Below are 21,646 nucleotides of genomic sequence, written 5' to 3'. Positions count from 1 at the left end.
TTGTTCTCCTTGCTGAATAATAATACTTACTAAAAAACAGTTTATTTTGAATAACAAAAGGCACTTATTTTAGGTAAGTGCCTTTTGTCATTAGAATCTTGTCAAACGAATTGTCTTCGTAATCAATGTGTAGATAGTGTCCAGTAACGAATTGGATTATATCCTCAAAAGATTAAAGTTTACCTACTAGATCTAAGCTTGGTTCAAGAGTAGCTTCACCTGGAGTCCATTTAGCAGGGCAAACTTTATCACCATGTTCTGCTACAAATTGTGCAGCTTGAACTTTTCTCACAAGTTCTTCAGCATTACGACCGATTCCTAAATCATTCACTTCGTATGCTTTAATTTGTCCTTCTGGGTTTACGATGAAAGTTCCACGTAGAGCTAAACCATCTTCTTCGATTAATACACCGAATTGACGAGATAAAACATTTGCTGGGTCAGCTAACATTGGATATTGAATTTTACCGATTGTATCAGTAGCATCAGCCCATCCTTTGTGGCTGAAATGAGTATCTGTTGAAACTGAGTAAACTTCACAACCAATTTCTTTGAATGTTTCATAGTTGTCTTGAAGATCAGCTAATTCTGTTGGACATACAAATGAAAAGTCAGCTGGGTAGAAGAAGAATACTGCCCATTTTCCTTTAACATCATCTAATGTTACTTCCTTGAATTCTCCTGCATGGTAAGCTTGTACTTTAAAATCTTCAACTTGTTTATTAATCAATGACATAATAAATTCCTCCAATAGATATATTTTTTAATCTGCTCCTATTTATAATAATTATTAAATAGAAACTAGTCAATAAATATACCTTAATAATTTTTAAGTTCACAAATTAGTCACAGTTTTTATATTGATATACATTAAACAATTTATAAACCGCATTGTACTTTAAAATAGCGTATTTAACACATCTTCAATGTTATATCAAGGTTAAAAATAACAACTATCCTAATTATTTCGAAAGATGATATTGTCTCCTTTTCAATAAAATAATAAATTCCAAATGAGAATCAATTGTCGATTTCATCCATACAATTTACTTCATCCTTCATATACTTCCCACATTATTCCTAATTAACCCCAAAAAACTAATCTGTACTGTCCTTTTAAACGAAAAAATGCCGAACCATAATGGCTCGGCCCTTCAACTCAAAACAATTCGTTTTTGGTAGAACATATATTTTATCCCTTATTGTTGTTTCCAAGTAAGCTTTTTCGCTTCGGTAAACCGTAATGCTGTTTGGGGCCAGTTTACAACGTCCCACCATTTATCCACATAAGAAGCTCTATTATTTTTATATTGTAAGTAATATGCATGTTCCCACACATCTAATACAAGTACTGGAATCGTATCCCATTGTGTTAAAATCATATGCAACTCTGATTGAAGAATTTCTAGTTTACGCGCACGTGGCACCCAGACTAAAATCGCCCAGCCAACACCTTCAACCTGTTTAGCTGCTTCACTAAAGTGATTTTTAAATGCTGCGAAACTTCCAAAATCCTTCTCAATCTGTTTAAGTAAGTCTCCCTTTGGCTGGCCGCCGCCTCTTGGAATCATCCCTTCCCAAAATATTGTATGCAAATAATGCCCGGATCCATGAAAGGCTGCTTCCTTTTCCCAATGTTTCAACAATGAATAATCCTTCGTCTCCCTGGCATTTTTCATCATTAATTCTGCTTTATTCAGACCATCTACATAAGTTTGGTGATGCTTATCATGGTGAAGGTACATGATTTCCTCTGAAATCGTCGGTTCCAACGCATTATAGGCATAAGGTAGCGGCGGAAGCGTATGTTTTCCAATTGGTACAGATTGAGATTGAGTTTGTCTTTGCTGAGTACCGAGATCTCTAGCTATCTCTTCAATTTCTTCGTAGACCCGAGCCATCTCTTCTTCAATCAAGACCATATTCTCATAATCTATTTCCTCTGCAACGAGATCATTAGTCCATTGGGAAAGCCTTTCAATGTTTGCCAACACTGTCGAATCGGTGATATCTATTCTCTCAAGGTATGCCATTATTTCATCAATCCAATCACTTACCTCTTTTGCATACTGTCTTACATCAGACATCTTTCAACCCCCCTGTAACCTACTTACACATAAATCATCAGAGTATTTTATGTTACGAATAAGCGAAGATTCCATTTATAAACAAAAAAAACAACAAGGCCTATTAAGCCTCGCTGTTTCTTTATCTTGACTGTAACATTTTCGTCCGGTAATCCGTTTCATAATACTCTAATTCTTCTCGCATGGTCTGAAATCCACTTTCTACAGATTTCAAAATAGATATAATGCTATCCGGTACACCTTGATGAAATTTAATCGAGTTTTTTCCCGTATAGGCAGATCGGCTGTCTTCAAACCAACGGTCCGATTTTGGGGAAAAATATTCTTCTATACATTGATGATACACTCTATATAGCGTCTTTTCAGCTGCAGCTTTATTAAAAACTTCATTTTTAAGGACGATTTGGCAAGCTTCTAAACCCTCTTCACAACTTACAAGCATTCTTCTTAAACTAGAGAGGATTCCTTTATAATAACTTTCTTCCCCGCTTTTTTCCTGTTGAAGCTTAGAATAGGTCGTCTCATTTATAAACTCTTCTAACTGAGCTACTGTCGTTTCTAAAAAGCTTTTTACATCCTCAAGCTGAGATTTTACCAATGTATTCCCCAACCGTGAACCCTCCTCAAAATGATTATGAAAGAATATTAAAATCTACATTTGATTTAATATCATATGGTTTAGCTTGGTCAATAGATATAAACACTTTCTCCAATTTTCCAAAATTTATATTTTCGAAATAACCAGCTAACTCTTTTTCTGAATTAATATATAAACGTTTTCGGCTAGCCAAATTCGGGTCTTTGAAAAGGCAAACCATTGCAATGATATCAGCCATATAAATATCTCGGTCGAAACTTTTGAATAAAGGATTGGTGGAATATGGAGTCCACCGAGCGACCATCTCATCAAAATAACGAAGATACAGCACATTCAGTGTCTTTTCTTCTCCATCCTTTATGTATTCTATAACGGATCGGTTAAAAAATTCCTCCGGAGAATTGGACTTTTCTTTTTCAAGTCCAAATCCATTGCATGCTACAATTCGCACCCGAAATCCCCCCGTATTCAGTTTTTTCTATATTATCACAATTTAAAGAAAAATGTTATTCGATTGTTTGTTGAAATTTCTCAAAAAACAAATCTGCTTCACCATTTTCGAAGCTTTCTTCTGAATTATCGGAGAGTGGCGGTAATTCTTTAATTGAGTTTAGACCGAAATAATCCAAAAACTCTTTCGTTGTCCCATATAAATAAGCCCGACCAGACCCCTCAGCACGTCCGACCTCTTTTATTAACACTTTAGTGACAAGTGTATGAATCGGCCGTTCCGTTTTGACACCGCGAATTTCATCAATCTCAGCTCTCGTAATTGGCTGCTTATACGCGATGATTGCGAGTGTTTCCAAAGCAGCCTGTGATAAACCTTGAGTACTTGAAGTTTCTACAAGTTTTTTTAAATAATCCGAGTGTTCTTTTTTTGTAGTCATTTGAAACACACCTGCTATTTCAATCACTTGAACCCCTCGTACATCCGATATATATTCTTCCTTTAAGCTTTCAATGATGTCTGTTGCTTGATATTCTGTAATTTCTAGGACAGAGGCAATTTGTTTGACTGAGAGGCCTTCATCTCCAGCAGCAAACAATAATGCCTCAAGAATCCCCTTCCAATTAATAACTTCCAACTGGTTCTACACCTTCCTTAGCTGCAATCATAATTTCCGAAAAATTATCTTCTTGTTCAACGATTATTTCATTTTGTTTCATTAGTTCCAATACCGCCATAAAAGTAATGACGATATGCTCCTTAACCGGTTGTGAAAAGAGCTCAAAAAAGCTTTTTTTCCCTTTAAATGATTGTAACTCAATCATGATTTCATCCATGCGTTTTTCAATTGATATCTCTTGTTTCGTCACTTTTGTATATAGGGGCTTTTGAATTTTTTGCCTTCGCAGTAGTTTTTGTAGAGCGCCCAACATATCGTATAGACTGATATTCAACTCTTGTTTTTCATTTTCCGTTTCTTTTACATAAACAGATAAATCACTCGGCGGTTTTGTAAACATCAAGCTTCGTTCTTCTTCCAACCCCTTAAATTCTTCTGCAGCATTTTTATACTTTTTATATTCTAATAGTTTTTCCACAAGCTCGTCCCGTGGATCTTCTTCAAATAGTTCTCCATCTTCATCAATCAATTGTTCATCTTCATGCTTGGGTAGCAACATTTTACTTTTGATAGCAAGTAGTGTCGCAGCCATTACTAAATATTCACTGGCCACATCTAATTCAAGATGCTGCATCGTATGAATATAGCCTAAATATTGCTCTGTGATATCAGCCATTGGAATATCATAGATGTCTATTTCAAGACGGTTTATCAAATGAAGGAGTAAATCCATCGGACCTTCAAAAGCATCAATTTTAATATTATAACCCATAAAAATACCCCATTTAAATCTAATTGGCCAATGTTTGGCCTATTTCTTTTACTAATCAAGTATAGTGGATTACCGGCCTTTATCCAATAATAATAATTTGGCACTTAGAAAAGTTCTTAAGAGGGATTTGTGTTTATTGGGTCAGTGCCCAATCACATTTGTAAAATTAACATAACCTAGGAATGTAAGAATACCAGAACAAAGGAGGAACTTATTATGGGTTTTGGGCATGGCGGCGGATTTGCGTTTATTGTAGTATTGTTCATTTTGTTAATTATTGTCGGTGCTTCTTGGTGTTAATTGAAGACTGATGAATCAAGCTGATTGCATAGCAATCAGCTTTCCTTATTTTCCAGGGTGTTTTTTGTGATAAACTAAAGAGAGTAAACACGCCCGGTGTAAAGCTGTTTAAAATGGCTTTTCTACCTTAAATGAACCTACCAAACAAAAGGGGTGCTCATATTGAATTACCCGGAAGACTACCTGTCTTTCCTTGTCCATTTTCATGGCACTAGGGATTACTTTGAATGTCACGAAATTCTTGAAGAATACTGGAAGGATACTGCACCAAAAGAGCGTGACTCGCACTGGGTCGGGCTGATTCAAATTGCAGTTGCCCTATATCACGACCGTAGAGGCAACAAACAAGGTGCTACAAGGACCCTTGCTAAAGCCATTGACAATCTCCGTTCGAAAAAAGTAGAGCTGCAACTGTTTGGCCTCGATCACGAAGAACTGCTTAATTTGCTTCAGAACACCCATGCACGTATGTTGTCTAAAAAACCATATGAAAGCATCAACCTTCCTATAACGGATCAAGAGTTGATTGTACAATGCCAAGCCATATGCAGTCAGGAAGGATACGTATGGTGCACAGATAGCGACATGGCTAATTTATCATTAATAGACAAGCATCTAAAGCGTGACCGTTCAGATGTTATTTCAGAAAGAGCTCGACAACTATCCCTCCGAAGAGCAAGAATAGAGGACCACTCTTAAGAGTGGTCCTCTATTCTTGCTCTCATGATCTAAGCTTCTTCACATTTGTCTAGGAAGCTTTCCGTATATTCATTTGCTTTTATTTCTTTGTCAGGATATTGCTCCTTTAGAGCCCTGACCATTGCTTTACCGATACCTTGCTTTCGAAAAGATGGATTTACAGATATATGTAGAATCTCAATGTGATTTGGAGAGACTTCTATTCCGATCAAGCCTATAATCTCTTCATCTTTCCATAAGAACAACTGTAGATTTTCATCTGTTTCGTAATTCTTCATCGTATTCCGAAGCACTTTTATCTCTTTTTCATTTGGCATGAAAGATAATAATCCCATGGCAAACTTCTCATAACTTTTCTTATACTTAATCAACATAATATCCCTCGTTACTAAATAACGTTTTTATTATCTACCTGTTTCTAATTAATTCGCTTTGAATAATAATCCCCACTTATAACATTTCCATCATACATAAAATTTTCTTTTGTTTCAACATCACTTTCAGCACTTGATTTATAGATCTCCTATGTGCTACGCGATGAACAGCCAATATACGATTCCCCACATCAAAGCGATAACAAGCATCATAAGTAAAAGAGTTTTATTACTTTTCCTCATCCCATACTCCCTTTATTCAATGGTCTAAATATTTAAATAACGAATTCATTTTACTATAACTTAGCACAATCTGACAAATACCCCTTGCAATCTTGCATTCATTTTACTACATTGATAAAGTAAACTTAGGATTCATAGCATATCTCACAGGTATATTAGACAAGGATACAATCACTTTTCGTCCTTAGTAAGAACATTAGCTATTTTGGACGAAATAAATATTTTTTATTAATCTGTATCTTTTTTACCTTTTGGTTCGTCCAATACTATGAAACTTTTATTTAAAGCGGTGCTCTTTAAATAAAAGAATCCAATTCAGCAGGAAATGTTAAGGAGGATAACAATGAAAAAAATGAAAAAATGGGTCATTGTGACCATTTTATTATGCCTATTATTGCCATATAAAGCCTTTGCGGACGCGGCTGTTGGTGAAATGATCGTCACACTAGGGGAAAATTTGACAAAAGAACAAAAAAGTATGCTATTGTCAGAAATGAAAGCTCCTGATGACGTTGAGGTTTTAACGGTTACCAATGCAGAGGAACATGAATATTTAGGGGATTATATTGCTAGCCGGCTAATTGGCACAAAAGCGATTTCATCCTCTGCTATTACATTAGAAGAAAAAGGTACTGGCATTAAATTGGAGTCGAAAAATATTAACTGGGTTACTGATGAAATGTATATCAATGCTCTGGCGACTGCTGGAGTAAAAGATGCCACCGTCTATGTCACTGCACCGATACCAGTTTCAGGTACAGCTGCTTTAACAGGAGTAATAAAAGCGTATGAGATTTCTTCCGATAAAACAATTCCGGAGGATGTGAAGCAAGCAGCTAATGAAGAAATGGTGAAGACAGCTAAATTGGGCGATGAAATCGGTACAGAGGAAGCCTCTGCACTCGTAACAAAAATCAAAGAAGGAATGGCTGAAAATCCACCGACTACGACTGAAGAAGTCCGTAAGGTTGTCGAATCGTCTGCAAATGAACTGGGAATTGACTTAAATGAAGATCAAAAGCAAAGTTTGATTGATTTATTTAATAAGCTAAAAGAATTGAATATTGATTGGAACGCTGTTGGTGATCAGCTGACAGCGACAAAAGATAAGCTGTCCAATTTCCTTGGATCCGAAGAAGGACAATCATTTTTAGATAAATTGAAAGAGGTTTTCAATAGTTTAATAGACGCAATCAAATCATTTTTTAACTGATTTAGATAAGAAAAGAGGATGGCATAGCCATCCTCTTTTCTTAATCCTTATTCGTAACGGCTGCTTCCTGAAGTGCCAAATCCAAATGGATAAGATCTTCGAAGGTTTCGCGTTTAATGACTAAACGAGCTTCTCTATCTTCGACGAAGACGACAGCAGGCCTCGGAATCCGGTTGTAATTATTGGACATGGAATATCCATATGCCCCTGTACAAAAGACAGCTAATACATCACCTCGTCCTGCTTTTGGCAAAGGTAAATCCCAAATCAACATATCTCCGCTTTCACAGCATTTCCCAGCAATGGACACTGTTTCTTCTACTGGATCAAGCGGCCGATTGGCAAGAATTGCATCATACTTTGCCTCATATAGAGCTGGGCGAATATTATCACTCATACCACCATCAACTGCTATATATTTACGAACATTAGGTACTTCCTTTTCAGAACCGACTTTATATAAAGTCACACCAGCGTCGCCGACTAATGAACGGCCAGGTTCAATCCAAATTTCCGGCATCTCCAAATCAGAATTAGCAACCAGGTTCTGCACTTCCCTAACGATTTCTTCTACATATTGAGAAGCTGGAAGCGGGTCGTCCTCTTCGGTATATCTGATTCCAAATCCGCCTCCAAGATTCAATACCTTTGGCTGGAAATCTAATGATTTATGCCAATTTTTAAGCTTGCTTATAATTTTTTGTGCGGCAAGCAGGAATCCAGTCGTTTGAAAGATCTGTGAGCCAATATGGCAGTGCAGTCCTAGTACTTCAATCCACTTGCTTTGTAGCGCTTGTCTAAGGGCCTCTTCAGCCTGACCGTTAATAAGATCAAAGCCAAATTTCGAATCTTCCTGCCCTGTTAAGATATAATCATGCGTATGGGCTTCAATACCTGGAGTCACACGAAGAAGAATTTTCACTTTTTGTTCTCGCTGTGTACAAATCTCTTCTAATAATGTTAGCTCTGAAAAATTATCGACTACAATACAGCCGATTTTATAATCCAAGGCCATATGTAGCTCTTCTTCACTTTTGTTGTTCCCATGAAAATGAATACGTTCAGTTGGAAAATTTGCTTTAATTGCTGTATACAATTCTCCCGCTGAGACGACATCGAGTGATAGGCCCTCTTGATCAGCCAACTGGATCATTGCAATCGAAGAAAAAGCTTTACTCGCATAGGCGACTTGAGCAGAAATACCCAATTCCTCAAATGTTCGCTTGAATCCTCTAGCACGCTCGCGAATTAACTCTACATCATAAACATATAATGGCGTTCCAAATTGTTCAATCAATTCGATTGTGTCCACTCCGCCAATCTCAAGATGTCCACGATCATTGACACGACCGGTTCCGTACAAATGCATGATAGCTCACCTTCCTGACTTAAAACTAACGATTAATAAGAAATGAGGCAGCGTCAAAGAGAGTTCCCACTTATGCAAGCGAAAAAGGTTCTCCCTCTTTGAAAAAGCCTCATTCAAATTAATCGATTATCCCGAATAAAAATGTTTTCCATCCTCTTTAATCAAACAAACTGCTTAGTAGTTCGAAGGGAAAGCCAGATTGGTTTAACTTCAAAGAGACAAAAGAGCTCTTTCTCTTTGTGAAGCCTTAACTTTACTGCTTTTTCCGAATAAAATTAAATTACCACAACTTTTCGACAACATCAACCTTTAGATTTTCTTGGCTGCCTATATATATCCTGGGGATGTACAATACTCGGACGTTCTATAGAACCTGGATAAGGTCTTCTAAATATTATATGAGACAAAGCTTTCGGCTGAAACGGGAGAAGCGGCCATAAATACGGTGTATTTAACGTTTTTATACTGGTAAGCAAAATAATATGAATTGTGATACCTATAATTAAGCCCGGCACTTTAAATAAAGCAACCAACACAAGCAGCGCTAAACGGGAAATTTTATTCGCAACCCCTAGTTCTAAACTTGGAGTGACAAATGTACCGATTGTCGCTACGGAAGCGTAGAGAACCACTTCAGGGACAAATAGGCCAACATCTATTGCTATCTGTCCTATCAAAACTGCCGCAACCAAACCCATTGCAGTAGAAAGCGGGGTCGGGGTATGAACGGCTGCCATCCTTAAAAATTCTATCCCAATATCGGAAATGAAGATTTGGACAATAATCGGTATATGCGTTTTTTTATTCGGCCCGATAAATTCAAGATTATCGGGGAGAAGGGACGGTTCTAACGAAAACAATAACCAAATCGGCAGCAAATAAAGCGAAACGAAAATCCCTAAAAAACGGACCCATCGCACCAAGGTTCCAACAGCAGGTGCCTGCCGATACTCCTCAGCGTGTTGCATGTGATGAAAAAGAGTGGACGGGGTAATGATGACACTCGGTGAAGTATCCACATAAATAAGGACATGCCCCTCAAGTAAATGCGTTGCCGCTACATCAGCCCTCTCCGTATATCTTACAAGCGGATACGGGTTATATCCTTGCTTGACGATAAACTCTTCAATCGTCTTATCCGCCATCGTTATGCCATCAACTTCTATATTTTTCAATTCCTTGCGTACGACTGCTATTAAATCCGGATCGGCAATATCTTTAATGTATCCGATTGCTATATCCGTTTTCGAACGTTCCCCCACCTTCAAAATTTCAAAACGTAATCTTTCATCCCGAATTCTCCGTCTGGTTATCGCTGTATTAATGATGATATTTTCGACAAAACCATCCCTGGATCCACGGACGACCTTTTCCGTATCAGGCTCTACTGGTTGCCTTCCAGGATAACTCCTGACATCTACAACCAATCCCGTTGCTCTACCATCGACGACGATGACTATTAAGCCGGACAGCACTTGATCAACAAGCTCATCCATTGTACTTATTTCTTCAACAGATTGGTGGACAAGCAAGTTTTTGACTGTTTCAAACACTTTTGTCGTCATAATTTCAGCATTTTTGTTATGGATTAGCGAGTCAAGAATTCCAATGATGAACTCTGTATCCGTCAGCCCGTTCACATAGTATAAATGTACATCTTTTTTTAAGACCTTTATTCTTCTTACCCCTAAGTCAAAGCTGACGCCAAGACCTACTTTTTCTTCCATGAACGAGTCTACTTCCGCTACTTTATTCGGAATCGGTTTCATGTTTTGAGGATTTTCTGAAGCCATTATGACCGCTCCTTTCCAAAATAATTTCCACCGCAAGCTTCGTGATCGGTGCACCTTTTTTAATATCATCTTGATGGGACATTTTCCCGATATCCCCTATCCCCACCACTATTGGAACATTTAATTCATCGATGCAATACACTGTATCTCCTGTAATCTTTCCTAGTTCAAATTCCTCAGCCCCGTATTTATCAACTCCGTTTGGTGTTAAATTCCCATCCCGGTCAATACATACATCCACCTTTGTCCATTCTTCCCTCCTAGTCTTTGAAGCAACTGCAATAACCCCAAGGACATCTATATCAGGATGGCCGGCAACCACCTTCATCGCCTGTTCACCGAATCCTTCACCGATAAAACCACTATCATCAAACATAACCAGTACAGGATCATACTTTGCCTTTTTTATTAATTCAACTAGCTCATTGCCCGAATAACGGGATGGATTACCTTGGGACATAGAGATGCACCGTCCACCTATTTCCTTAGCTACAAGCTGGACAGCCCGTTTTGCATACTCATCTCCATCCGTTATTAATATCACTTTTCGTTTGGTCACCATCTTGGCCCTTCTTTCATCATCAGGAATAATACTTAAGAACTTACAAATCGACAAAATAAATCCATTGGAATAAAGAACCGGCTATCTTCCCTAATACAAGTGCCATTAACAGATAAATAATCTTCTCTTGAATTCCGATTCGTTTAGAAAGAATCGGAAAAACATTCAAAACTTCAGTCAAAGCAGCAGCCAGCATCCCATTAAAAATCCCATCTGCCAAGCCAATCGGAATTAATAAAAAATGATGCAGGAAAAATTTCGTTTCCTGTAAGCCTAACCATGTTCCAGCGACAACACCTGCAATAATTGCTGCTTCATAGTAATGAATCATTTTCATCGTTTTCGTCAACTGAGTCAGTCTCGGTATCACTCCAAGTACAGTCAAAAACGCTACAAAACCGGCACCTGTTGCAAAACCTCCAGCTAGACCGACAAAGATTCCGAAGATAATTTTACCTGTCATCAAGATGGCGCACGTTTTCCTTATTTTCATTCATGGTGACATAACGGTCTAAATCCTGCTGGTAATTGAACATTTCAACTTCGAGCGGACTAGGTTCCTCATTAAAGCGTTTTTTAAAAAAGTGATTAAAAAATAAAATCATTCCTATGCCAAGTCCGAAGCTATAAGGTATCTGTATTAATAGTGGCTTTTCATCTAGCTTCCCCGTTATTAACGTAAAGACTTTTTGATGGACTTCCCCCATACTGACATCAACATGGAAATTCATAATTGTCATCCCAGCTCCAATAAATAATAAGAACCAGACTAGAGCAAAAGTTAGGTAAGACATTTTCTTTTTTGAATATATGACTTCGATGATGGTCTGAGATGGCCCAAATGTCTGCACTTCAATTTGCGGATCCACTTTACGAATGGCCATGATAAGTTGAGCCAAATCAATGACAATAATATTCTTATCTTCCTTCTTGACCGTTAATAAAAAGGTCTCTTCAATTATTTGAATCACTTCTTCAGGTCCGATTATCCTTGCAATATCTTTAATCCTCACCGTTTGATTTCCCTTTACTTGTACACGGTTCCTCATCCTGATATATACAACTGCCATTATCATCACATCCCGACCTTTTATTTCCTTATGATAGTAGTATGGATTGGAAACACAGTGAAAATGCAGGAAGTAACGGATGTCCAAATATTACTAATTACGAGGGTGAAAGATAAAACAAAAAAGACATGCTGAATGACAGCATGTCTTTTTTGTTTACATTATTAACTTAATGAGTTGGGAAAAAAATCAGTTGAACTAAAAATATCAATCCAAAAATATAAATAAGTGGATGAACTGATTTTCCTTTTCCACTAAATAACTTCATAAGGGGATATGTTATGAATCCAATTGCAATCCCCGTTGATATGCTTGAAGTAAGAGGCATCGTTAAAATAATCGCAAATGCCGGAAATGCATCATCAAACATTTTCCAATTGACTTTAGCTAAACCTTCCATCATAAAACAACCTACGATAATCAAAACAGGTGCAGTGATTGCTGAAACTGAAGAAATGGCCGAGATCAATGGAGAAAAGAAAATAGATGCTGCAAACAAGATAGCTACCACCGTGGCTGTTAAACCAGTACGGCCTCCTGCTGCCACACCTGTGCTAGATTCAACATATGCTGTGGAAGGACTTGTTCCAAACAAAGAGCCAATTGTCGTCGCAATTGCATCTCCTAAAAATGCTTTTTTCGCACGAGGTATTTTCCCGTCCTTCGTTAAACCTGCCTGCTCCGTTACTCCAATCAATGTACCTGTCGTATCAAAGATTGTCACAAGTAAAAAGGCAAAAACAACTGAATATAGAGAGTTCGTAAAGACCCCAGAGATATCGATATCGAAAAATACCGGTGTAGGCGGCACAGATAGCACTCCATTAAAGTTGAGAAGACCGATAAAGTAGCCAATGACTGCCGTAATGATCATCCCAATAAAAATTGCTCCTTTAACATTGCGTGCCATTAAAATTAACGTTATAAATAAACCTGCAAGTGCTAAAACTGTTCCAGATTGATGCAAGTCGCCAAGCGTAACCATAGTTGAATCATTCGGTACGACGATTCCCGCATTTTTCAATCCGATAAACGCGATGAATAAACCAATTCCAGAGGTGATTCCATATTTTAATGAATTCGGAATGGCATCAATTATCATTTTGCGCAAGCTCGTTACACTTATCAATAAAAATAGCAAGCCTGCGATGAAAACTGTTCCAAATACGGTTTGATATGAAAGACCTTGTGCACCAACTACACTAGCAAAATAAGCATTCAAGCCCATCCCCGGTGCAATCGCAATTGGATATTTTGCGACCAACCCCATAATAAGGGTACCTATAACAGCAGAAATGACTGTTGCCATAAAGACTTGTTCAAATGGAATTCCGATTGAGGATAATAAAGCCGGATTCACAATAAGGATATAAACCATAGTTAAAAATGTCGTAACACCCGCCATAACTTCAGTACGGACATCCGTCCCATTTTCTTTTAGGGAGAAAAAATTTTCTAAAAACATCATTTAGACCTCCAGATCTAAAGGAAACACCGATACAATCGTTTGCATGCGAAGACAAAGGTGTCCTAAAATTGTACTGCATCTACACTTTTTTCAGATTAATCATATTCGTTGAATGAAAGATAAAAAACGAATGAAAAGCGCGACCTTTACTATAATATTCGTTTTTAATTCTAAATTCAACTAAAAAATTTCATCCCCTCTCTTATTTCCGTAAATTCCCATCACCTCAAACTACTATGGGCTCCTTTTTAATATGATTAGAGTCTTTTTACCTTTTCCTAAAACCCAAATTTTTCTCAAAAAAAACCACATGAATCACTGATTCATGTGGTTTTTCATCTGCTGGAGAATTTTCTTTTCCAGCCGTGACACCTGTACTTGGGATATGCCAAGTCTTGCCGCTACTTCCGATTGCGTCTGGTCTTTATAGTACCTCAGGAAAACAATTAGTCTTTCACGTTCATTCAATTCATGGATGGCTTCTTTTAAAGCGATTTGGTCAAACCATGATGTTTCATTATTGTCGGCAATCTGGTCAAGAAGAGTAATCGGGTCGCCATCATTTTCATAAACCGTTTCATGGATGGAAGAAGGACTTCGACTAGCCTCTTGGGCCATGATAATTTCCTCTGGTGACAGCTCAAGATGTTCCGCCAATTCATTGACCGTTGGAACACGGCCGTACGTTTTTGAAAGTTCCTCTTTGGCTCTACGAATTTTATTTGCCATTTCCTTTAAAGAACGGCTTACTTTTACAGTTCCATCATCACGGATAAAACGTTGAATCTCTCCAATGATCATTGGTACAGCATACGTAGAGAATTTCACTTCAAACGATAAGTCAAATTTATCTACGGACTTCAAAAGCCCAATGCAGCCAATCTGGTATAAATCATCCGGTTCATAACCTCGATTGAGGAATCTCTGTACTACGGACCAGACAAGTCTTAGATTGCTATTGACAATCAAGTTTCTTGCGTCCTGGTCACCACTCTGGCTGCGTTGGATTAAATTCCGTAATTCCTCATCTTTTAAATGGGGCTGGCCTTTTTTGCTCTTCTCTTTTTTAACCTCCACATCCATATGCAAGTCTCCCTTAATTGCACAAAGCTCTGCTTGTAGTTAAGTGCTTTTTTAATCGAATGATCGTACCTTCACCCTTATGGGAAATAATATTGATTTCATCCATGAAGTTTTCCATAATGGTGAATCCCATACCGGAACGTTCAAGTTCAGGTTTTGTCGTAAATAGTGGCTGTTTAGCTTCCTCGACGTCTTCAATGCCCAGTCCTTCATCACGGATGGTCAATTCTACAGTATCACCTTCAATAATCACAGAAATGTAGACCCATCCTTCCGGGTCACTCTCGTACCCATGAATAATCGAATTCGTAACTGCTTCTGACACGACAGTCTTGATCTCTGTCAATTCATCCATTGTTGGATCTAACTGGGCAATAAAAGCCGCAACTGTAACCCTGGCAAAAGATTCATTTTGGCTTAGTGCAGAAAATTTCGTTTCCATTTTATTTTTCATCTTAGGCAACCCCCAGTCTTTGCAAAGCGTTTTTTTCGGATAGTTCCATTTTAACAATTTTAAACAACCCTGACATCTCAAATAACCGCTTTACTGCTGGAGAAATTGCGCAGACGACCATTTCACCTTGTTTATTGTTTACCTGCTTATAACGCCCTAAAATAACACCGAGTCCTGAACTGTCCATAAAATGTAATTCTTCTAAGTTGAGAATTATGTGCTTGATGTTATGCTTTTGAATTGCTGACTCTGCCTGTTTTTTCAATTTTTCTGCTGTATGATGATCTAAATCACCTTTGAGACGAATGCATAATACACGATCTTTCGCCTCCATATTAATCGTAAGACTCATTATATACAGCCTCCTTCACTGTCTTATAAAGAGTCAAATTCTCTTTTTCACCTGCAGATTCCTTCTTCATAGCAAAACTAGTGGGCTTTCGCCTAAATTAGTACATTTATCAGGTAATGCGACAAATTATTCTATTTGACTTGAGTAAACATGCCGAAAGCCCGTTTATACAATTGCCACCAACTGGCTTTTTCAACAGTTTCCTTCGCAACAATTGGCGATTCGACATACACCTTACCGTTTTTCTTCAATTCAAGCGTACCAATTTGATCGCCTTTTTTGATTGGTGCATTCAAATCTTTATTAAGAGTAATTTTTTTTGTAAAATCCTTCGCTGTTCCGTTCTTGGTTGTCAAAACTGAAATAGGTTCACTTGTTACTCCTATAACCATTTTCTTGTGACCTTTACTTACCTTTGATTCTCCTAACATCTCGCCTCGTTTATATATAGGATATGTGATGTATTGTGAAAAAGCATAATCAAGCATTTTGGTAACCTGCGCATTTCGCTCCTTCGGAGATGCTGCTCCGAAAACGACGGCAATGACCCGCATATTCCCTTTTTTCGCTGTAGCCGTCAGGCAATACTTCGCTTCATTTGTAAATCCTGTTTTTAGCCCATCTACCCCCGGATAAAATTTCACTAATCGGTTCGTGTTAACCAGCCAGAATTTCTTTTCGGTATTTTCACGGAGATAGTCTTCATATGTACCCGTGAACCTTGTAATTGTATCGTATTTCAATAACTCCTTCGCCATGATGGACATATCATAAGCCGAGCTGTAATGATCTTTAACAGGAAGGCCTGTCACATTTTGAAACTTCGTGTTTTTTAGCCCGAGATCTTTCGCTTTTTTGTTCATTTTCTTAACAAACTCTTCTTCAGATCCCGCAATTCGTTCCGCCATCGCCACCGATGCATCATTCGCCGAACCAATCGAGATGCCTTTAAGCATTTGCTCCGTGGTCATTTCTTCACCTGGCTCGAGGAAGATTTGAGAACCACCCATCGACGCTGCATACTCACTTGTCCTGATTTTTTCCTTCATGGTAAGATCGCCTTTATCGATTGCTTCCATGATTAGCAGCATCGTCATGATCTTGGTCATACTTGCCGGTGAAAGACGATCATCTGCGTTTTTATCATACAATACGGTACCTGTATCCCGTTCAATTAAAATAGCAGATTTAGCATTAGCCGCTAAGTCGACTCCTTTATCTTCCGCTGCTTTTGTATGTGGGATGCTAAAACCAGCGACTATTAATACGGTTAAAAATAGAGAAAGAATCCGCTTCATCTCCATACCCTCCAATCTTTATATGATTTATTTTTTCCATTACACCCATTTTTATACAATAAGTTCATTTAAAGATAAATTTTGTAAATATAAGAATTATTAGGAAAATTAACACAAAAATAAAAAGAGGATGCGCATAGGCATCCTCTTTTTAAAATCATAGGATTATTTTAGCTACATAAGCTAGCTAAGGTTACAAAAAGGTCACTCTCTAAAAAAAGAGCAACATTTTTGAAGGTACATTATTCCATAATCTCTTTATAGATAAGCGTAGGTTTTTCAACTTTTTCTTTCGAGATAGATATGTTTTCATACAATTTTTCTTTTACTTCTGAAACATCTTCAAAATTACTGTAAATCGTCACTAGAGATTCACCTTTTGCCACGACTTCTCCGATTTTTTTACGGAGTACTAACCCAACAGCTAGGTCAATTTCTGATTCCTTGGTCGCTCTTCCGGCTCCTAAAAGCATAGCCGCTGTTCCAACTTCATCGGCAACGATTTTTGATACATATCCGTCTTCTTTTGCTTCAAGCTCAAAAGTATAGGCAGCCTGCGGAAGTTTTTCTGGCTGATCTACAACCGAACCATCGCCTCCCTGCGCTTCTAAGAAAACCTTAAATGAGTTAAGAGCAGAACCATCTTTAATTGCGTTTTCAAGCAGGGTTCTAGCTTCTTCAAGCGAGCTTGCCTTTTTAGCAAGGAACACCATATGACTGCCTAGTGTTAAGGAAAGTTCCGTTAAATCTTCCGGACCTTCACCTTTAAGCGTATCGATTGCTTCTTTCACTTCTAAAGCATTTCCGATTGCGTAACCTAGCGGCTGGCTCATATCTGAAATTACAGCCATCGTGTTTCGCCCAACATTATTCCCGATGCTCACCATTGCATGAGCTAATTCTTCTGAGTCTTCGAGAGTTTTCATGAATGCTCCTGCACCCGTTTTCACATCAAGGACAATTGCATCGGCACCAGCAGCTATTTTTTTACTCATAATTGAACCAGCAATCAAGCCGATGCTGTTAACAGTAGCCGTTACATCGCGCAATGCATATAACTTTTTATCCGCAGGTGTTAAGTTACCACTTTGACCAATGACAGCTATTTTATTTTTATTCACAAGTCGTATAAACTCATCATTTTCTATTTCCACATGAAAACCTGTAACAGATTCCAATTTATCAATTGTTCCGCCAGTATGGCCAAGACCGCGTCCTGACATCTTCGCTACCGGAACTCCAACTGCAGCCACTAAAGGTCCAAGAACAAGTGTTGTCGTATCACCTACACCTCCAGTGGAATGTTTATCAACCTTAACTCCTTCAATCATAGTTAAATCAATTTGATCGCCCGATTCAACCATAGCCATGGTTAAATCAGCACGTTCTTGCTCATTCATACCTTTGAAATAAACGGCCATTGACCAAGCACTCATTTGGTAATCAGGAATCGTTCCATCAGTAAACCCTTGGATAATGAACTGAATTTCTTCCGTAGAAAGAGCCTTACCATCACGTTTTTTCTCGATTAGATCTACCATTCTCATATTAGATTCCCCGCTTTTTTAAAGGCACTGCTACATTTAGCTGTGCTTATTTTATTTTAAATTTAAACTGTTTTAAATGTCTTTAACGATTTGTTTAACAAATTCCAGAAAACTACTCTTTACTTTTTCCGTCGTTTCAATTACTTCTACATGTGACAACGGCTGATCCAAAATGCCTGCAGCCATGTTGGTAAGACATGAAATACCGAGTACTTTCATACCGCTATGTCTTGCCACAATAACCTCCGGAACAGTGGACATGCCGACTGCATCCCCGCCAAGAATCCTTGCCATTTTCACTTCTGCGGGTGTTTCATAGGTCGGGCCTGAATTCCCAATATAGACACCTTCTTTAATATCCATACCAAGCGATGAAGCAATTTTTTTAGCTTGAGCTCGCAGCTCTTTGTTATACGCTTCTGACATATCAGGGAACCTAGGACCAAACCGCTCTTCGTTTGAACCAATTAATGGATTTGCCCCCATTAAATTGATATGATCCGTAATTAGCATCAAGTCTCCCGGTGCATAGCTTTCATTAACACTTCCCGCAGCATTAGTTACAATTAACTGCTCAACTCCAAGAAGCTTCATTACACGCACAGGGAATGTGACTTTCTCCATAGAGTATCCCTCATAAAAATGAAAACGACCTTGCATAGCTACAACTTTTTTGCCGCTTAAAATACCGATGACAAGCTGACCTGCATGTCCCTCAACAGTTGATACTGGAAATTCCGGTATATCGTGATATGGGATCGTAATAGGATTCTCAATTTCATCTGCTAATACCCCAAGTCCCGAACCAAGAATCAATCCTATTTCTGGACAACCATCAATCTTACTTTTTATAAATGAGGCAATTGCTTCTATTTTATTAAACATATATATTTTCTCTCCCCTTAATTCATATCGCCCAAAATATTTTTTCCGAAGGCAGGCATTTTCACATCAAAGTTAGCTGCGACTGTTGCCCCTATATCAGCAAATGTATCTCTTATTGGAAGCTCGCCAGCTTCTGTAAATCGTTTAGAATAAACTAATAATGGCACATATTCACGTGTATGGTCGGTCCCTTCATGTACCGGGTCATTCCCGTGATCAGCAGTGATGATTAATAAATCGTCCTCTTTTAGCTTATCGAGTACTTCTGGCATTCTAGCATCGAATTCTTCTAATGCCTTTCCGTAACCCTCTGGATCACGTCTGTGACCGTATAAAGCATCGAAGTCGACCAGGTTAAGGAAACTTAAACCTTTGAAATCCTGTTCGATGGTTTGGATTAATTTATCCATTCCATCCATATTAGATACGGTCCTTAAGGATTCAGTGACCCCTTCACCATCAAAAATATCAGAAATTTTCCCGATTGCCAGAACATCATATCCGGAATCTTTCAATTCATCCATAACCGTCCTGTTAAATGGTTTTAAAGCATAATCATGACGATTAGGCGTTCTTTTGAAGCTGCCTGGTTGGCCTGTGAAAGGTCTTGCGATTACGCGTCCAACCTTAAATTCATCAGCCATTGTTACTTCACGTGCAATCTCACAAATTCGGTATAATTCTTCTACCGGAACTATATCTTCATGGGCAGCGATTTGTAAAACTGAATCCGCAGATGTATAAACAATTAACGCACCCGTTTTCATATGTTCTTCGCCAAGTCTTTCTATGATTTCCGTCCCGCTAGCCGGAATATTCCCAATAATCCCACGACCCAATTTCGCTTCGAGGTCATTGACTAATAATTCTGGGAAACCATTTGGGAACACACGAAATGGAGTCGATATATTCAACCCCATAATTTCCCAGTGTCCAGTCATCGTATCTTTTCCAGTAGACGCTTCTTTCATTTTCGTATAGTATGCGAGCGGTTGCTTCGCTTTATCAATCCCTTTGATTTCACGGATATTACCTAAACCCAATTTTGCGAGATTTGGCATGTTTAATCCATTCATTTTTTCTGCGATATGACCAAGTGTATCTGACCCTTTATCACCGAATAAATCTGCATCAGGTGCTTCACCAATCCCTACTGAGTCCATAACCACTACAAAAATACGTTTAAACGCTGAATTCCCTTTCATGCTCATTCCTCCTAAAATAGTAAATCAGTTTTTATACTCTCTATATTACCCGTATACTGTTTAGTTACTCTTCAATAAAATGAAAATTACGAGAACGTCAGAAGTCTGACCTCTCTACATTGTAAACGATTACCATGATGGAGACAAATAATATATTTCTGAAAGAAAAACGTATCACTAGATCTTCACAATGTCCACTATAGCGATTTAGTATCGACCGTTTGTATCCCCTTTCAATTTCGAAAAAGGCTGCTTTCTTCATCTGTTTTGCAGTGAAGTTCACAACCTCTCTATCATTCTACTAAACTTCTAAGCTCGCGGATGAAATTTTGAATATACATCCTTAATCCGAACGTTTGTAATATGCGTATAAATTTGCGTCGTCGATATATCCGCATGACCTAGCATCTCTTGGACTGCCCTTAAATCTGCCCCATTCATTAATAGATGTGTCGCGAAGGAATGACGCAAAGTATGTGGGGTGATTTCTTTTTCTATTTGCGCCGTTTTCACAAGTTTCTTTAAAATCTTCCAAAATCCCTGTCTTGTCAGCCTGTTTCCATGATGATTCAAAAAAAGTGACTCTGTTCGGTGCTTTGGACTAGCAAATTTTCCTCGGGCCCTATCCAAATAATTTTCAATAGCACCAAGTGCCGTTTGGCCAATTGGAATGATTCTTTCTTTATTTCCTTTTCCAATACAGCGGACAAAGCCCATCGATGCATGGACATCACTCACATCCATTGATATTAACTCACTTACGCGCATCCCTGTCGCATACATCAATTCAAGCATCGCCTTATCACGCAAACCATATTCATCCATTACCTTTGGGGCCTCTAATAACGCTTCCACCTCTTCCATGCTTAGCACTTTTGGGAGGCTTCGCTCTGGTTTTGGTGTTTCTATATGTAAAGATGGATCCTGGTCGGTCACCCTTTCTCGGAGAAGAAATTGATGAAAAGACCTAATGGAGGCGATATGACGCGCTACCGTTTTCGATGATTTGCCCTGATCCTTCAAATGAACCAGAAAATGCAAGATGTTCACCCTCCGCGAATCATTCCAGTTGGTAATGGTTTCTACATTTTTCAAGTAGCTCCAATATGAATTTAAGTCGCGTTCATAAGAAACGAGCGTATTCTTGGCAAGTCCTTTTTCAATGGTTAAAAAATGAATAAAATCCCTAATTTGATTCTCCATA

General features: G+C 38.3%; 24 protein-coding genes. 3 read left to right on the top strand and 21 right to left on the bottom strand.

Annotated elements, in window-relative coordinates; translation table 11 throughout:
- Positions 1 to 172: 172 nt before the first annotated feature.
- From ahpC to JFU50_RS19665, 6 genes are all read right to left on the bottom strand, one after another.
- Positions 173 to 736 (bottom strand): alkyl hydroperoxide reductase subunit C, encoded by a 564-nt coding sequence (gene ahpC / locus JFU50_RS19690; protein ID WP_053346830.1) that lies wholly within the window; start codon positions 734 to 736, stop codon positions 173 to 175.
- A 463-nt stretch (positions 737 to 1,199) separates the two neighbouring features.
- A complete protein-coding gene (locus JFU50_RS19685; RefSeq protein WP_201185678.1) occupies positions 1,200 to 2,087 on the bottom strand; it encodes a superoxide dismutase in 888 nt (295 codons plus the stop codon).
- 121 nt (positions 2,088 to 2,208) lie between these two features.
- Positions 2,209 to 2,697, bottom strand: coding sequence for a YpuI family protein (locus JFU50_RS19680; protein WP_053346832.1), 489 nt, complete (start codon positions 2,695 to 2,697; stop codon positions 2,209 to 2,211).
- 22 nt (positions 2,698 to 2,719) lie between these two features.
- Positions 2,720 to 3,136: a hypothetical protein gene (locus JFU50_RS19675; protein WP_201223749.1), complete on the bottom strand. Its 417-nt coding sequence runs from the start codon at positions 3,134 to 3,136 to the stop codon at positions 2,720 to 2,722.
- A 55-nt stretch (positions 3,137 to 3,191) separates the two neighbouring features.
- On the bottom strand, positions 3,192 to 3,773 hold the full coding sequence (gene scpB / locus JFU50_RS19670; protein ID WP_053346834.1) for an SMC-Scp complex subunit ScpB: 582 nt from the start codon (positions 3,771 to 3,773) through the stop codon (positions 3,192 to 3,194).
- On the bottom strand, positions 3,760 to 4,527 hold the full coding sequence (locus JFU50_RS19665) for a segregation/condensation protein A (RefSeq protein WP_056525164.1): 768 nt from the start codon (positions 4,525 to 4,527) through the stop codon (positions 3,760 to 3,762). Before JFU50_RS19665 ends, scpB begins: the two co-directional genes overlap by 14 nt.
- A 216-nt stretch (positions 4,528 to 4,743) precedes the next feature.
- Here JFU50_RS19665 and JFU50_RS19660 point away from each other — a divergent pair, with 216 nt between their 5' ends.
- Together JFU50_RS19660 and JFU50_RS19655 are read left to right on the top strand one after the other, a co-directional pair.
- On the top strand, positions 4,744 to 4,827 hold the full coding sequence (locus JFU50_RS19660; protein WP_083450810.1) for a YjcZ family sporulation protein: 84 nt from the start codon (positions 4,744 to 4,746) through the stop codon (positions 4,825 to 4,827).
- A gap of 153 nt (positions 4,828 to 4,980) precedes the next feature.
- A complete protein-coding gene (locus tag JFU50_RS19655; protein ID WP_309557873.1) occupies positions 4,981 to 5,526 on the top strand; it encodes a DUF309 domain-containing protein in 546 nt (181 codons plus the stop codon).
- A gap of 29 nt (positions 5,527 to 5,555) precedes the next feature.
- Here the strand turns inward: JFU50_RS19655 and JFU50_RS19650 are convergent, their stop codons facing one another.
- Positions 5,556 to 5,900: a GNAT family N-acetyltransferase gene (locus tag JFU50_RS19650; protein ID WP_201185680.1), complete on the bottom strand. Its 345-nt coding sequence runs from the start codon at positions 5,898 to 5,900 to the stop codon at positions 5,556 to 5,558.
- A gap of 586 nt (positions 5,901 to 6,486) precedes the next feature.
- On the opposite strand from JFU50_RS19650, the gene JFU50_RS19645 reads away from it, so the two are divergent.
- Positions 6,487 to 7,356, top strand: coding sequence for a DUF1002 domain-containing protein (locus JFU50_RS19645; RefSeq protein ID WP_446728145.1), 870 nt, complete (start codon positions 6,487 to 6,489; stop codon positions 7,354 to 7,356).
- Positions 7,357 to 7,396: 40 nt separating this feature from the next.
- Here the strand turns inward: JFU50_RS19645 and lysA are convergent, their stop codons facing one another.
- The 14 genes from lysA to xerD all read right to left on the bottom strand — a co-directional run bounded on the left by lysA (position 7,397) and on the right by xerD (position 21,645).
- Entirely contained in the window at positions 7,397 to 8,725 is a 1,329-nt protein-coding gene (gene lysA, locus JFU50_RS19640) for a diaminopimelate decarboxylase (protein ID WP_201223748.1), read from the bottom strand.
- A gap of 302 nt (positions 8,726 to 9,027) precedes the next feature.
- Positions 9,028 to 10,518 (bottom strand): spore germination protein, encoded by a 1,491-nt coding sequence (locus JFU50_RS19635; protein ID WP_397443368.1) that lies wholly within the window; start codon positions 10,516 to 10,518, stop codon positions 9,028 to 9,030.
- Positions 10,475 to 11,080, bottom strand: a complete 606-nt coding sequence (locus tag JFU50_RS19630) for a stage V sporulation protein AE (protein ID WP_201185683.1) — start codon at positions 11,078 to 11,080, stop codon at positions 10,475 to 10,477. Before JFU50_RS19630 ends, JFU50_RS19635 begins: the two co-directional genes overlap by 44 nt.
- A gap of 40 nt (positions 11,081 to 11,120) precedes the next feature.
- Positions 11,121 to 11,543, bottom strand: a complete 423-nt coding sequence (locus JFU50_RS19625) for a stage V sporulation protein AB (protein WP_201223747.1) — start codon at positions 11,541 to 11,543, stop codon at positions 11,121 to 11,123.
- Positions 11,533 to 12,153 (bottom strand): stage V sporulation protein AA, encoded by a 621-nt coding sequence (locus JFU50_RS19620; RefSeq protein WP_201187942.1) that lies wholly within the window; start codon positions 12,151 to 12,153, stop codon positions 11,533 to 11,535. Before JFU50_RS19620 ends, JFU50_RS19625 begins: the two co-directional genes overlap by 11 nt.
- A gap of 166 nt (positions 12,154 to 12,319) precedes the next feature.
- On the bottom strand, positions 12,320 to 13,615 hold the full coding sequence (locus tag JFU50_RS19615; protein ID WP_446728144.1) for an NCS2 family permease: 1,296 nt from the start codon (positions 13,613 to 13,615) through the stop codon (positions 12,320 to 12,322).
- 318 nt (positions 13,616 to 13,933) lie between these two features.
- On the bottom strand, positions 13,934 to 14,701 hold the full coding sequence (gene sigF / locus JFU50_RS19610) for an RNA polymerase sporulation sigma factor SigF (protein ID WP_053346843.1): 768 nt from the start codon (positions 14,699 to 14,701) through the stop codon (positions 13,934 to 13,936).
- A gap of 13 nt (positions 14,702 to 14,714) precedes the next feature.
- Entirely contained in the window at positions 14,715 to 15,155 is a 441-nt protein-coding gene (gene spoIIAB / locus JFU50_RS19605) for an anti-sigma F factor (protein WP_053346844.1), read from the bottom strand.
- Between the two features lies 1 nt (position 15,156).
- Entirely contained in the window at positions 15,157 to 15,507 is a 351-nt protein-coding gene (gene spoIIAA, locus JFU50_RS19600) for an anti-sigma F factor antagonist (protein ID WP_201223744.1), read from the bottom strand.
- 131 nt (positions 15,508 to 15,638) lie between these two features.
- Positions 15,639 to 16,805, bottom strand: coding sequence for a D-alanyl-D-alanine carboxypeptidase family protein (locus JFU50_RS19595; RefSeq protein WP_201223742.1), 1,167 nt, complete (start codon positions 16,803 to 16,805; stop codon positions 15,639 to 15,641).
- A gap of 242 nt (positions 16,806 to 17,047) precedes the next feature.
- Positions 17,048 to 18,352 carry a pyrimidine-nucleoside phosphorylase gene (locus JFU50_RS19590; protein WP_056525190.1) on the bottom strand — a complete coding sequence of 435 codons (1,305 nt, stop codon included), beginning with the start codon at positions 18,350 to 18,352 and terminating at the stop codon, positions 17,048 to 17,050.
- Between the two features lie 72 nt (positions 18,353 to 18,424).
- Positions 18,425 to 19,237 carry a purine-nucleoside phosphorylase gene (locus JFU50_RS19585; protein WP_201223740.1) on the bottom strand — a complete coding sequence of 271 codons (813 nt, stop codon included), beginning with the start codon at positions 19,235 to 19,237 and terminating at the stop codon, positions 18,425 to 18,427.
- A gap of 17 nt (positions 19,238 to 19,254) precedes the next feature.
- Positions 19,255 to 20,442: a phosphopentomutase gene (deoB, locus tag JFU50_RS19580; RefSeq protein ID WP_201223739.1), complete on the bottom strand. Its 1,188-nt coding sequence runs from the start codon at positions 20,440 to 20,442 to the stop codon at positions 19,255 to 19,257.
- A 309-nt stretch (positions 20,443 to 20,751) separates the two neighbouring features.
- Positions 20,752 to 21,645: a site-specific tyrosine recombinase XerD gene (gene xerD / locus JFU50_RS19575; protein WP_201185693.1), complete on the bottom strand. Its 894-nt coding sequence runs from the start codon at positions 21,643 to 21,645 to the stop codon at positions 20,752 to 20,754.
- Position 21,646: the final 1 nt, after the last annotated feature.

Source organism: Peribacillus sp. TH14 (genome assembly GCF_016651145.1).
Classification (GTDB): Bacteria; Bacillota; Bacilli; order Bacillales; family DSM-1321; genus Peribacillus; species Peribacillus butanolivorans.
The sequence above is the reverse complement of the archived record's forward strand: the minus strand, read 5'-3'. Positions and strand labels throughout refer to the sequence as shown.

Bases quoted from the DNA above. Each gene is read 5' to 3' on its own strand.
- ahpC (WP_053346830.1), bottom strand. From the start codon at position 736: ATGTCATTGATTAATAAACAAGTTGAAGATTTTAAAGTACAAGCTTAC.
- JFU50_RS19685 (WP_201185678.1), bottom strand. From the start codon at position 2,087: ATGTCTGATGTAAGACAGTATGCAAAAGAGGTAAGTGATTGGATTGAT.
- JFU50_RS19665 (WP_056525164.1), bottom strand. From the start codon at position 4,527: ATGGGTTATAATATTAAAATTGATGCTTTTGAAGGTCCGATGGATTTA.
- JFU50_RS19660 (WP_083450810.1), top strand. From the start codon at position 4,744: ATGGGTTTTGGGCATGGCGGCGGATTTGCGTTTATTGTAGTATTGTTC.
- JFU50_RS19650 (WP_201185680.1), bottom strand. From the start codon at position 5,900: ATGTTGATTAAGTATAAGAAAAGTTATGAGAAGTTTGCCATGGGATTA.
- JFU50_RS19645 (WP_446728145.1), top strand. From the start codon at position 6,487: ATGAAAAAAATGAAAAAATGGGTCATTGTGACCATTTTATTATGCCTA.
- lysA (WP_201223748.1), bottom strand. From the start codon at position 8,725: ATGCATTTGTACGGAACCGGTCGTGTCAATGATCGTGGACATCTTGAG.
- JFU50_RS19635 (WP_397443368.1), bottom strand. From the start codon at position 10,518: ATGGCTTCAGAAAATCCTCAAAACATGAAACCGATTCCGAATAAAGTA.
- JFU50_RS19630 (WP_201185683.1), bottom strand. From the start codon at position 11,080: ATGGTGACCAAACGAAAAGTGATATTAATAACGGATGGAGATGAGTAT.
- JFU50_RS19625 (WP_201223747.1), bottom strand. From the start codon at position 11,543: ATGACAGGTAAAATTATCTTCGGAATCTTTGTCGGTCTAGCTGGAGGT.
- JFU50_RS19615 (WP_446728144.1), bottom strand. From the start codon at position 13,615: ATGTTTTTAGAAAATTTTTTCTCCCTAAAAGAAAATGGGACGGATGTC.
- sigF (WP_053346843.1), bottom strand. From the start codon at position 14,701: ATGGATGTGGAGGTTAAAAAAGAGAAGAGCAAAAAAGGCCAGCCCCAT.
- spoIIAB (WP_053346844.1), bottom strand. From the start codon at position 15,155: ATGAAAAATAAAATGGAAACGAAATTTTCTGCACTAAGCCAAAATGAA.
- spoIIAA (WP_201223744.1), bottom strand. From the start codon at position 15,507: ATGAGTCTTACGATTAATATGGAGGCGAAAGATCGTGTATTATGCATT.
- JFU50_RS19595 (WP_201223742.1), bottom strand. From the start codon at position 16,805: ATGAAGCGGATTCTTTCTCTATTTTTAACCGTATTAATAGTCGCTGGT.
- JFU50_RS19590 (WP_056525190.1), bottom strand. From the start codon at position 18,352: ATGAGAATGGTAGATCTAATCGAGAAAAAACGTGATGGTAAGGCTCTT.
- JFU50_RS19585 (WP_201223740.1), bottom strand. From the start codon at position 19,237: ATGTTTAATAAAATAGAAGCAATTGCCTCATTTATAAAAAGTAAGATT.
- deoB (WP_201223739.1), bottom strand. From the start codon at position 20,442: ATGAAAGGGAATTCAGCGTTTAAACGTATTTTTGTAGTGGTTATGGAC.
- xerD (WP_201185693.1), bottom strand. From the start codon at position 21,645: ATGGAGAATCAAATTAGGGATTTTATTCATTTTTTAACCATTGAAAAA.